This window comes from Streptomyces sp. BR123 (genome assembly GCF_013401435.1).
Classification (GTDB): Bacteria; Actinomycetota; Actinomycetes; order Streptomycetales; family Streptomycetaceae; genus Streptomyces.
This window is the reverse complement of record NZ_JACBGN010000232.1, coordinates 1-11662: the sequence shown is the minus strand read 5'-3', so window position 1 is coordinate 11662 and position 11662 is coordinate 1. Positions and strand designations below refer to the sequence as shown.

8 protein-coding genes are annotated in these 11662 nt (G+C 73.2%); 1 reads left to right on the top strand and 7 read right to left on the bottom strand.

What is annotated here, in order from left to right; all coding sequences use genetic code 11:
• Positions 1 to 23: 23 nt before the first annotated feature.
• From HYE82_RS27535 to HYE82_RS38480, 3 genes are all read right to left on the bottom strand, one after another.
• Complete coding sequence (locus tag HYE82_RS27535) at positions 24 to 1082, bottom strand: SCO0930 family lipoprotein (RefSeq protein ID WP_309144464.1); 1059 nt, start codon at positions 1080 to 1082, stop codon at positions 24 to 26.
• A 147-nt stretch (positions 1083 to 1229) separates the two neighbouring features.
• On the bottom strand, positions 1230 to 2672 hold the full coding sequence (locus tag HYE82_RS27530; protein WP_309144463.1) for an NADH-ubiquinone oxidoreductase-F iron-sulfur binding region domain-containing protein: 1443 nt from the start codon (positions 2670 to 2672) through the stop codon (positions 1230 to 1232).
• A complete protein-coding gene (locus HYE82_RS38480) occupies positions 2669 to 3805 on the bottom strand; it encodes a hypothetical protein (RefSeq protein ID WP_256987781.1) in 1137 nt (378 codons plus the stop codon). Before HYE82_RS38480 ends, HYE82_RS27530 begins: the two co-directional genes overlap by 4 nt.
• A 446-nt stretch (positions 3806 to 4251) precedes the next feature.
• On the opposite strand from HYE82_RS38480, the gene HYE82_RS27525 reads away from it, so the two are divergent.
• Positions 4252 to 5580 carry a CdaR family transcriptional regulator gene (locus tag HYE82_RS27525; protein ID WP_256987780.1) on the top strand — a complete coding sequence of 443 codons (1329 nt, stop codon included), beginning with the start codon at positions 4252 to 4254 and terminating at the stop codon, positions 5578 to 5580.
• 131 nt (positions 5581 to 5711) lie between these two features.
• On the opposite strand, the gene HYE82_RS27520 is transcribed toward HYE82_RS27525, so the two are convergent.
• The 4 genes from HYE82_RS27520 to HYE82_RS27505 all read right to left on the bottom strand — a co-directional run bounded on the left by HYE82_RS27520 (position 5712) and on the right by HYE82_RS27505 (position 11500).
• On the bottom strand, positions 5712 to 6641 hold the full coding sequence (locus HYE82_RS27520; protein WP_309144462.1) for an RNA polymerase sigma factor: 930 nt from the start codon (positions 6639 to 6641) through the stop codon (positions 5712 to 5714).
• A 238-nt stretch (positions 6642 to 6879) separates the two neighbouring features.
• Positions 6880 to 8256: a DUF1996 domain-containing protein gene (locus tag HYE82_RS27515; protein ID WP_179176865.1), complete on the bottom strand. Its 1377-nt coding sequence runs from the start codon at positions 8254 to 8256 to the stop codon at positions 6880 to 6882.
• A 9-nt stretch (positions 8257 to 8265) separates the two neighbouring features.
• Positions 8266 to 9021 carry a DUF4142 domain-containing protein gene (locus HYE82_RS27510; protein ID WP_179176864.1) on the bottom strand — a complete coding sequence of 252 codons (756 nt, stop codon included), beginning with the start codon at positions 9019 to 9021 and terminating at the stop codon, positions 8266 to 8268.
• 349 nt (positions 9022 to 9370) lie between these two features.
• Positions 9371 to 11500, bottom strand: a complete 2130-nt coding sequence (locus HYE82_RS27505; RefSeq protein ID WP_179176863.1) for a SpoIIE family protein phosphatase — start codon at positions 11498 to 11500, stop codon at positions 9371 to 9373.
• Positions 11501 to 11662: the final 162 nt, after the last annotated feature.

Here is an 11662-nt window from a genome sequence, read left to right as displayed (position 1 = left end):
GGGTGGGGGGTCGGCGGGGGCCGTCAGGCGGCCTTCTTGCCGGTCTCGGTGACCGCGAACCATAGGTTCTGCTTCTTGTGGCCGTTCGTCTGACCGGGCTCGGTGTCCCCGGTGAAGGTGTAGACGGGCCAGCAGTCGATCGTCAGCTGCTCGCTTCCGTCCGGCCGCTTCACCGTGCCGATGAGCTCGGGCCGTATGCCCGTGGTCTTCGTCTTGTCCACGGGCGCGGCCGGCTTCCAGGTGTCCGTGCAGGAGCCGACGCATCCGATCTTCATGGGCCACGCACTGTCCTTGTCGAAGCGGTAGAGGGTGCGCCACTGCCCGTCCACGAGAATCTTGCCGAGTTTTTCGTTTGCTGCCACGGAGAGCTCCGTTCCTGTCTTTGCCGACTGGTCGCCGGACCCGGAACCGGACCCGTATCCGGATCCTGTTCCCGAGCCCGCCTCCATTCCGGAATTGCCTCCTGCCTTCTGCTTCTTGTCGACTGCCTTCTTGCCGTCCGGCGCCAGTGCGTGCCATGTGCCGCCGACGCCTTCGCCGTTCGCCTCACCTGCCTTCGTGTCCTTGGCGTACCGGTAGACCGGCCAGCCCGCGAGGGTGAGCTGCTTGGTGCCGTCGGTGCGGGTGACCGCGCCGAGGAGGCCCGCCTCGATGCCGGCCGAGGCCGACGCGTCGTCGGCGGGGACCGGCGGCCAGGCGGTGGCGCAGTCCCCGTCGCAGTTGGACTTGGGGGGCTGCGGGGTGTCCTTGTCGAATCGGTAGAGGGTGACGCCGGCGCTGTCGGTGACCACGCTGCCGACGTTCGCGATCTCCCGTACGGCGAGCTGGCCCGCCGGCCCGCCGCCCTTGCCGGCGGCGGCATCCGCCCCGGCGCCCGAGCCGGTCAGCTGACCCGGGTTCGCCCCGTACCCGCCCGTCCCGTTTCCCGAGCCGTACGCGTCCGCGAGGGCCTTTCCGGCGCCCGCGGGCTGTACGGAATTCGCGCTGCCGCCGGCGGTGTTCCCGCCGCTGCCGCAGCCGGCCGCCAGCAAAATAACTGCGGCCACCGATCCGGCAGTCGTCACGCGGCGAATCTTGTTCACGGTCACTCCTTCGGGTTGATCCCGGGGGCGTTGCCTTGCTGAGTAATTCATAAACCCTGCGGAGGTCTCATATTTGAAATGCCCGGGAATTTATCGGATCCTGCTAATCGCTGAACTCCGGTCGGTGGTCGGCCGGTTGCGGCGGGCTCATTCCTGAATGCGCAGCGCGAGCGCGGGGCAGCGGCGCACCGCGCGCGCGGCCTTGGGCCGGAGCCGTCCGGGGAGCGGCATGACGGCCTTGTCCGGGTAGCCGTCGACGTCCAGGCGCACGACCTCCGGCAGGAGGTCCACGCACAGGCCGTGGCCCCTGCACAGGGTCCAGTCCACGACGAGCTGTTCGGGGCTCTCGTCGTCCTCGGGCAGCGCCAGGCATCCGACGACACGGCGTCCGCAGCCGCTGCCGAGGGCATGGTCGCGCAGTTCGTCGGGGAAGGTGGCGAGCGCGGAGGCGACGAAGTTCGCGGTGCCGTCCGGATGGCTGCAGGCACCGCGCTTGCGTACCGCCTGCATGCGCAGCTCGATCGCGTCCAAGGCGGCGCGGCCTCCCCCGGTGGCCACGTCCTCCAGGGCGGTGGCGAGCGAGGGCAGCCCCCGGAAGCACGGCCCGCACTGGCCTGCGGTTTCGTCGGCCATCCAGCGGGCCACCCGGGCGATCTCCCCCGCCGGGCAGGTGTCCTCCGGCAGCGGCAGCACCGCCCCCGCCCCGAGCACGGCCTTGACCGTGGCCAGGGACTGCCGGGAGAGCAGCACGTTGCGGGCCGCCTGGGCGGTCAGCCACCGGCCGTGGTAGCCGCCGATCAGGACGCCCTGGCCCGGTGAGGTGCCGCACAGCTCCAGGACGTACGCCAGTGAGGTCCCGAGCGGGACTTCGAGGACGGTCGAGCCGGCGACCGTGAGCAGGGTCGTGCCCGGTTCGGTCGGGAGGCCGGCCGTGCGGTAGCCGGCGGCGCCCATCCGGGCGGCGATGGCGAGCTGGGCGTAGGTCTCGGTGTTGGACAGCAGGGTCGGCACGCCGCCGAGGCCCCGGTCGCTGGTCCGCACCTTCTGCCCGGACGGGACCGTGGGCCCGCCCTCGATGCCGTTGATCATGGAGGTGCCCTCGCCGGTGACGAAGCGCTCGGGCAGCATGGCGACCCGCACCAGGCCTCCGGCCCCCCGTTCGGCGATGGCGGTGCGCAGCGACCGCTCGACGTCGTCCCGGGTCACGCCGAAGACGACGTCCTCGGCGTTGATCGCCGAGGCGGCGAGCAGGGCTCCGTCGATGACCAGGTGCGGGGAGTTGAGCAGGATGGCCTTGTCCTTGAGGCAGCTCGGCTCGCCCTCGCTGCCGTTGATGACGAGGGCGGTGCGCCCGTCGCGCGAACGGGCGGTGCGCATGACGGCGCGCAGCTTGCGCGCGAAGGGGAACCCCGCTCCCCCGCGGCCGCGCAGGTCGATGTCCTCGGCGAGCTCCACGAGTTCCTCGGGCCTGTACGAGGGCACGGGCCCGTGTACGGCGAGGTGGTCTTCCCGGTCCAGGCGCGGCAGGGCGTCGAGCCCTGCCAGCACCCGGGGCTGGCCCACGCAGCCGAGGGCCGGGGTCTTCGTCACGACCGCCTCCGCGCGCCACCCGCGGACCGGCCGCCGGGCCGGTCGGTGGAGACGTCGAGCCGGCTGGTGACGAACGCCGCGCCCGCGCCGTACGGCGGGTTCGCGGGAACGGGCGACAGGGGCGGCCGCTGCGAGGGCACGCCCCGCACGGTGGCGGCGGTGAGCAGCGGGTCCTGGACCGGGTCGGCGTAGGAGCCGGGGTACGTCGGCGCGGGCGGGTCGGCGAGCGGGCCGGGCCGGGGGCCGGCGCTGTCGTCCGTCTGCCGGGCGATCCGTGCGGTCAGGCGCTCGGCGGCCCATTCCGCGGGCCGCCGCAGGAACCGGTCGGTCGAGCGCGTCTGGTCCGGTCCGGTGCCCCGGGCCGCGGACTGCTGCTGTGCGGCGGCCGGCCGGTCGCGCTCCGCCTGCAGCCTCCTGCGGAGCCGTACGAGCAGCACCCCGGCGACCCCGACGATGCACATCCCGTACGCGACGGTGACCCAGCCGGCCGCGACGCGGCCGGACTGGAGGCCGTGCACCAGCGAGGCGCCCCAGGCCGGGTAGGCGCCGACGTGCAGGGCCCGCCACCACAGGGAGCGCCCTTTGGTGGCGAACGCGCTGCGGACCGCGCCGGACACGGCGACGCTGATGAAGAGGTATCCGGCCAGGCTGCCGAGTCCGATCAGGACCGGCTGGTCCTCATCGGTGAAGGGGATGAGGGCGTTGACGACGCCGGTCCGCGACTCGGCGATCTTGATCCAGATGTGCAGGGCGAGGAAGCCGAGGCCCGAGACGGCGAGCCCGCGGTGCACCCCTTGGGCGACGATCCGCAGGCCGGAGGTGAACAGGAGGCGGTCTGTGGCGGCGAGGCCCCACAGGACGGCGGAGGTGAGGGAGACGAGCGAGAGGACGCCCGCCCCAAAGTCGAGGAAGTCCCACAGGTTGGTGAGCGCGCCCGCCCGGGCGGCCACGCCCAGGAGGAGCAGGGCGGCAAGGGCGACGGCGGCCAGGGCGGCGGGGTGCAGACCTCCGGCTGCGGACAGCATGAGCGGCCGGCGCAGGGCCCGCCGGCCGACGGCCGCGGCCGCGTCGGCACGGCGTCTGGTGCTGCGGGCCCGGTGGGAGCGGGGCGCGCGGGTCTGGGACAAGGGCATCGGGTTCTCCCATACACCTGGGCCCGAGGCACTCCACATTGCACTCGGCGCCCGGGGTGGTCGACGGAACTGCTCCGCGGCGGGCCGGAGATGAGGACCGCGCCGGCCGGGAGCGGGGGCCGGAGTGCAGAAGCATCGTGGACCTTTGCAACGCCTCCACAGGTTTTATCGAATCGTGACAAGTTCTTGTGCGTCTGGCATCGTCCTGCCGATCAGCCCCGGAAGATTCCGTTCCAGCGGTGTGGTGGGGACCGGGATTGACCCCACGTCCGCCACCACACCTCCCCGTCGGCAAAATCGAGGCAAAGCCGCGGGACCGCAAGTGGTTGACCCTCTCCTGGAGGGTGTACGAGGAGCTCGACTCCCCTGTCGGCACAGGCGCCGAGAGGGAGTGGAGCAGCTCGACGGGCCTGCTCACACCCCCATGGGGCAGGCCGTACCCCGGCATGAACGAGGTAACAATGTGCGAACTGCTGAACCGTATCTGGGCCCGCCCCCGCGGCGAATGGACCCGGGTCCTGCGCAGGGAACTGCCCGCGCTGGCCTCCGGGATGGTGGAGGAGCTGAGGGACGGGATCCCCGGCTTCGCGGCACTGGTCGATGACCTCGACGACGAGGTGGTCAGAGCGCAGTTCGAGGCGGCCCTGCTCACCGCCCTCGGATACCGCGAGCCGATGACACAGGATCAGGGCCCGCGGGCGGAGCACGGCGCCGCCCCCGACCACCGGCCCGGAGCGGCCGGCGGTGCGGGTGCGTACGACGCCGCGGCCGTACATCCGGACATGGACGCGGACGGCCCCGTCGCGGAAGGCGACCACGAGGACCCGGACGAGGACCGGTTCCCGGCCCCGGGCCGGGAGCCGGATCCGGACGAGCGCGTGCTGGGCGAGATCCGCGGCCGGATTCCGCAGCAGGGCCGCAGGAGGCTCGCGGCCCCGCTGACGGTGGTGTCGTCCGACGGCACCGGCAGCCCCTCCTCCGAACGGGCGCGGAGGGAGCTGTTCTCCGCCCTCACATCTGACATGCCCATGGCTGAAATCGCCCTGTCGGAGCTGGCCCGCATGGCCGGCTGGCCGCTGCCCCCGGAGATCCGCGCCATCGCCCTGGCCACGCCGGGCGAGACCCAGCAGCTCGCGGCCGCCCTGGACGACGCCCTCGCCGGCATGGTCGGAGGCCAGCCGTGCCTGCTGGTCCCCAGCCCGGAGGACCCGGACGCCCGCACCGCTCTGGAGGCTCTGCTGCGCGGCCGGTTCGCCGCCGTGGGCCACCCGGTCGCCCCCCGCGACACCGCCCATTCCCTGCGCTGGGCGCTGCGGCTGCTGGCGCTCACCCCGAACCGCCCCGGCACGGACGGGCGGCCCCTCTTCGTCGACGACCACCTCTCCACCCTGCTGCTCCTGCAGGACGAGCCGCTGGCGCACGCACTGGCCGCGCGCTGGCTGCGACCGCTGGCGGACCTGACACCCCGCCAGAGCGAACGGCTCGAAGTGACCCTGCTCGCGTGGCTGGAGGGCGGCGGAGCACCCGAGGCCGCGAAGGCGCTGAGCGTGCACCCGCAGACGGTGCGCTACCGCATGCGCCAGTTGGAGAAGCTCTTCGGCCCCGGGCTGCGCGACCCCCGGACCCGTTTCGAACTGGAGATGGCCCTGCGCAGCCGCCGCCTGATGGCCCAGGTACGGCGCCAGTACTCGCGGGTGGGACGCAAGGCCCGCGCCGCCGCGACCGATTTCCGTCCCCTGGGCGTGGGCCGCATGGCCCGCGTCAACGGCCTGTAGCGACCACCGCCGTGTACGGGGCGGAGCCTCCTCCACCGCGTCCCGTGCCCGGCCCGGTCCGGCAACACACCCCCTTCGGCCCCGGTCCCCTCACCGCCACACGGCGCGAGGGGACCGGGGCCGCGGTGCGTTCAGCGGCCGGCGGGCACCGGCGGGGCCGCGGAGCACAACGCTGCATTGAGGTCGAGGAGTTCGGCGTACGCCCGCGCACAGGACGGGCAACCCGCCAGGTGGCGGGCCAGGGCCCGGCCGCGGGGTGTACCGCGGCGCCGGACGGCCGCCCCGAGCACACTGCCGAAGCGGCGGCAGCGGTCGTCGGCGGCGGAGTCGAAGTGGGCCCTCAGGTACGCCTCGCGCAGCCCTTCGCGGGCCCGGAAGGCCAGCGAGGTCACGGCGCTCGGGGTGATGCCCAGCAGCAGGGGGACGGGGTGCGGGCACTCGTCCTCGACGAGGGTGTGCCACAGCACGGCCCTCCACCGCTCGGGCAGCGTGTGGAAGGAGCGGGCGACGAGCCTGCGGTCCTCGTGCTCCAGCAGCCGGCGCTGCGGGTCGTCCCCGCCCGGCCCCGGCGGGCACCACGGCTCGACGTCGGGCGTCAGGACGGTACGCCCGGCCCCCGCCCGCCACTCGATGGCCGTGTGGCGGACCACTGCCAGCAGGTACGGGCGCCAGTGGTTGCGCGGTCCGGCGCCGGAGCGGACGGCCTGGAGGGTGCGGAGGAAGGCCTCGGAGGCGAGGTCCTCGGCGTCCTGCGGGGCGCGGCAGCAGCGGCGGGCGCAGGCGAAGGCGGCCGCGCCGTGCCGCCGGTGGAGGAGCTCGCAGACCTCGGGGGCGCCCGTCCCGGAGGCGTACGCCTGCCGGAGCCGCCGGATCAGGTCCCCGTCGGAGGGCTCGCGCCGCCCGGCCGCGGGTCCGCCGGGTCCGGAACCGGGCTCGGAACCGGGCTCGGGCCCGGCCTCGGATCGGGTGCCGGATTCGGGGGCGGGTCCCGAGTCGGATCCGGCCCGGGGCGCTAATCGCGGCGGCGATCCGGATCCGGCTGCGGATTGACGGCCGGACACGGAAACGGGCCCCTCCGCGCGGTGCGGACGGGCCGTGGGACGACGGGAGCCGGACATGGCGGGCACTCCTGGATCGTGTTCCGGGACCCCTCGGGCCCCTGCGGGCGGCGGCACAAGCAGATATGCAGATATGCAGATATGCGGTGCCGGCCCGAAGTCGTCTTCGGGCCGGCACCGCTCTCGGGGCGACGCCGTGGAGGTGGGAGGTGGCGAGCGCCGCCGCCGAGGGACCGGGGGATCAGCGGCAGGCACGCCCGTCGTTGATGCAGCCCACCGCGCGCCTCATCAGGCCGTCCGACATCACGTTGATGAAGTCGCCGTGGTCGGTCGCCGGCTTGTGCAACTGCTCGGGGAAACTGTCCACGGCGATGCGCTGACCGGGCTGCACGCTGTAGACGATGCGCTGCACCAGCTGCGGAATGGCCTTGAAGCCGGGCTTGCAGGTGCCGTCCTTCTTCGCGAAGTCCACGTGGGTGCGGTGGTTGGCGCTGTCGATGTTCTTCCCGTCCCAGCAGCTCTGGAAGTTGAACGTCCGGACCACGTCGCTGCCCTTGGGGCACACCGGGTACTTGTCCTTCAGCTGGCGGTTCTCGAAGCCGGTGCAGCTCCACGAGGCGTTGGCGTTGCCGTTGCCGTTGGTGAGGGCCTTGGCGTCACCGGTGATGATCCGCATGAAGCGGGGCATGGCCTCGACCTTGGAGACCGGGCTGCCCTTGAACTCGATCGTGACCTGCTTGGGCTTCAGGATGGTGCCGACGTTGAGGTCCTGTCCGCCGCCGGGCGCCTTGGCGTCGCGTTCGGCCCGGCCGTCTTGCACTCGCAGCACCGGCCAGTAGTAGGTGGACTGGTCGCCGTTGGTGCAGGTGGTCCCGGAGGCCGCGAGGCTGTTGTTGGTGGAGAAGGCGTCGGTGGTCAGGTTGCCGACGTAGTCGTGCATGTGGTGGGCGCCGTTGCTGACGCCCGGCGCGACGATGACGTTGTCGGGGTTGAAGTGGCCGTTCTCGTTGCGACCGCAGTTCACCGAGAAGGACCCCTTGGACGCGCCCCCACGGGCCGCAGGCTTGTTGACGTTCGGTTTGACCGAGCCGATGGAGACGAAGTCGCTCTTGGCCGGGCCGCCCTTGGCCTGCTGGGCACCGCCGCCCTGCGCGGCGGCGCCCTGTTGGGCAGCCGGGTTGTCCTTCGGGCCGGCGGCCGCGGTCTTCGTCATCTTGCAGCCGCTGAGGCCCTCCAGCCCCTGCTGGCGGGCGCCCGCCTTGCCGAGCGCGTTGCCGATGGCGGAGATGGTGCCGCTGCGCTGCTGCTTCAGCCCGCTGAGCAGGGCGTCGCCCTTGGCGCGGCCCGAGGAGAGTTGCGCGTACGCGTTGGCGACCTGGGTGTCGAGCTGCGCGAGGTTCTTGTCGACCTCTCCCCTGGCCTGGTCGGGCACGTTGTTCAGCTTGTCGCCCACGTCGGGACAGTCGATCGTGGCGGTCACCGGTGCGCTGCCGTCCTGTCCGGCGAAGGCGCCCTGCGATGCGAACACGACCCCGCCGCCGCCCAGGACCAGGGCGGACATCACGACGAGGACCTTGTGCGACGTCCGCAGACGGCGTTTGTGGCCCTTTTGACTCATGCGATCACTTCACTTCGTCGGTCGGGAAAGGGTGGAGGAGGCGGGGAGGGGCACGGGGGCGACACCGGAGCCGGAGCCCGGAGCCTTGCCGGACCCCGCGGGCGGGGCGTCCGCGAGCCCGTCGAAATCGACGAGGCCGGTGGCCTCCAGCACGGTGATGTGGTCCAGGACGGTGGTGTTGGCGTCATTGGCCAGCTGCCTCACCATCGAGTTGCGGGTCTGTGCGCGCACTTGGGCCACCACCGCGAACACCTTGCCGTGCGCCCGGCGCAGCAACTGCGCGAACAGCTGCTCGTACTGGGGGCCCTGGGCCGCGGCGAGCTGGGCCAGCCACTCCTGCTGCTGGGCGCTGGGCTGGTTGGGCAGCTCCATGCCGAGGGCCTGGGCCACTTCAATGGAGCGGCGGTCCAGTTCGGTGTGGCCCTCGATGAGGTGCTCGCCGGCGGTGCGGACCGTGGGGCGTTTGCCGCGCTGGACCGCGTCCCGCCCTGCGGGCAGTTCCCACAGCCCGGCGAGCCGCACCTTGCGGACGAAGTCCCGATCCTGGGCCGTGAGCGGCCCGAAGGCCGTGCTCAGGGTGCCGAGGCCGTCGTCGTCGCCCCCGGCGGACGTGTTGGCCGCAGCGGACTTGCCGCCGAAGCTCTGCACGGGGATGAGCAACGCGATCAGCGTGAAGGCGAGGGCGCCGATGACGGCGGTCGTGCCCAGCACGTGTTTCGAAGCGACCGACAGGCTGCCGACGGCCGACCGGCGGATTGAGAGCACTGTGCCTCCTTGCTGCGAGGGGCCGGGAGGGGCGGCAGGGGCGGTAGGCCGCGGCAGTCTTGCCGTCGTGCACCCGCGCTCCCCGGGTGGCAAGGGACGCTAGTGCCAGTTGTGGCGTCCGTTTGGAAGGACCATCACGAATGGACAAACATCCGAACAACACCCCGGAGGGCTGGTACGGTGCCCCGGCGCGACCTTCCTCGTGCGCCGTCCTGCGCGCCCCCCGCGCGCCGTGCTGTGCCTGTGTGCGCGCCGTCCCGACTGCCGTTCCCGGTGCTCCGGCCGGAAGGGTTTGCCGGCTCGCGGCGTCCGGTGCGGTGCACCGCAAGGCGGAGGGCCGCAGCCCGTACTACCGCAGCGGTCGGGCGCGCGCGATCAGCAGGGCGACGTCGTCGCGGTCGTCCGGCCGGCGCAGTCTGCCCAGCAGCAGGTCGCAGGTCTCCTCCAGGGGGCGCTCCGGGTCGTCGAGGAGCACGGTGAGGGCCTGCAGCCGGGTGTCGATGTCCTGGTCGCGGGTCTCGACGAGCCCATCGGTGTACAGGACCAGTTCGTCGCCCACGGCCAGGTCGAGGGCGGTGGCCTCGAAGGGCACGCCGCCGACCCCGAGGGGCGCGCCCGTCGGCAGGTCGAGGAGCTCGGGCGGGCGGCCCGGGCCGGTCCGTACGGGCGGCAGGTGGCCGGCGGTGGCGATGCGGCACGTGCCGCGGTGCGGGTCGTAGACGGCGATGACGCAGGTGGCCATGGTGTGGCCGACGCCGGTGGCCGTGTGGTCCAGGCGGGTCAGGACGGCGGCGGGGTCGAGGTCGAGCTCGGCCAGCGTGCGGGCGGCGGTCCGCAACTGCCCCATGGCCGCGGCCGCGTTGATGCCGCTGCCCATGACGTCGCCCACGACGAGGGCGGTCTTGTCGTCGGGCAGCGGGACGACGTCGAACCAGTCCCCGCCGACCTCGGCGGAGCTCCCGGCGGGCTGGTAGCGGTAGGCGATCTCCAGGCCGGGCGAGGGCGTCGGGTGGTGTGGCAGCAGGTGGCGCTGGAGCGTCAGGGCGGTGTGGCGCTGCTTCTGGTACCAGCGGGCGTTGTCGATGCAGACGGCCGCCCGGGCGGCCAGCTCCCCGGCGAGCAGGACGTCGTCCTCGTCGAACGGCAGCGGGTTCGAGGTGCGCTGGAGGCCGAGGGCGCCGATGACCTCGCCGCGGGCGATGAGCGGTACGGCGAGGTAGGAGTGCAGCCCGGCCTCGGCGAGCAGTTCGGCGGCCTCGGCGTCGCGGGCGATGCGGTCGAGGTCCTGTCTCTCCGCGTGTGCCAGCAGGACCGGGCGGCCGGTCCGTACGCACTGTGTGACCACGCGGGTGGCGTCGTAGCGCGCGAGCGAGCCCACCGGGTCCGCGGCGCGGGTGGCGGGAGTGGGCCGGTCCGCCCGGACGGCCAGGGCCCGGAACCGGACGGTCCCGCCGTCCGCGATGCCGGGCGGGTGGTCACCGGTGATGACCTCGTCGATGACGTCGACGGTGGCCACGTCCGCGAGCTGCGGCACGGCGATGTCGCCCAGCTCGCGGGCGGTGACGCCGAGGTCGAGGGTGGTGCCGATGCGCACGGAGGCGTCGGCGATCAGGGCGAGCCGCTGCCTGGCCTGGGCCACGGCCTTGGAGGTCTCGTACTGCTCGGTGACGTCGACGATCGAGGCGGCGATGCCGATGGGCCGCCCGCCCGGGTCGTCGAGCCGGTAGAAGGAGACCGACCAGGCATGGTCCTGGTCGGGGTCGGCAGGGGTGCGCCCGGTGGTGAACTGGTCCAGCAGGGGCACGCCGCTGCTCAGCACCTCGGCCATGGCCGCGTCGATGACCGCGGAGTCGATGTGGGGCAGGACCTCGTGGATCCGCAGGCCCAGGTGCTGTGCGGCCGGCAGGCCGTTGATCCGTTCGAGTGCCGGGTTGACCAGGACGAAGCGCAGGTCCGTGTCCAGGACGGCCAGGCCGATCGGGGACTGGGCGACGAGCCGCAGCGACAGGGCGAGGTCGCGCTCCAGGCGGCGCAGGGTGGCCTGGTCGGAGGCGATCCCGAGGGCGTAGTGCCGGCCGCGCTGGTCCTCCAGGCGCATGTTGCGGAACTCGGCCAGACGGGTGGTGCCGTCCTTGTGCAGGACCGGGAACACCCCGGCCCACGGCTTCCCGGTGCCCATGACCTTCTGGAAGAGGGCCAGGACGACGCCCAGGTGCTCCTCGTCGACGAGCAGCCGCGCCGCGGGCCGTCCCAGGGCCTCCTGCGCGGTGTAGCCGAACAGGTCCTCGGCCTGTGGGCTCCACAGCTTGATCCTCCCCTCCTCGTCGAGGACCACCGCGGCGACGCCGAGCACGTCCAGCAGGCCGCGCCCGCTGGAGGGGCCGACGGGTTCGGGGGCGGCACCGGAGACGGAACGGGGCCCGGGACCCTCCCCCGCCCGGGGTCCGGGGCCGGCCGGGAGATCGTCCGACGTGTTCATGCCGACCGCTCCTTCCCGTCCGCCGCCGAGGGAGCGGTGCGCCGGGTCCGCTCGTGGTGCTCCGGGCTCCGACCCCCGGGTGCCTCCATCCTCCCCCCGACCTCCCGGCCCGGCAGCCGCAAGCGGCCGCGGATTCGGCCGTACGAGGCCCCGGTGCGGCCG

Excerpts from the sequence above, each read along its gene's own strand:
- HYE82_RS38480 (WP_256987781.1), bottom strand. The coding sequence starts at position 3,805 with ATGCCCTTGTCCCAGACCCGCGCGCCCCGCTCCCACCGGGCCCGCAGC.
- HYE82_RS27525 (WP_256987780.1), top strand. The coding sequence starts at position 4,252 with ATGAACGAGGTAACAATGTGCGAACTGCTGAACCGTATCTGGGCCCGC.
- HYE82_RS27515 (WP_179176865.1), bottom strand. The coding sequence starts at position 8,256 with ATGAGTCAAAAGGGCCACAAACGCCGTCTGCGGACGTCGCACAAGGTC.
- HYE82_RS27505 (WP_179176863.1), bottom strand. The coding sequence starts at position 11,500 with ATGAACACGTCGGACGATCTCCCGGCCGGCCCCGGACCCCGGGCGGGG.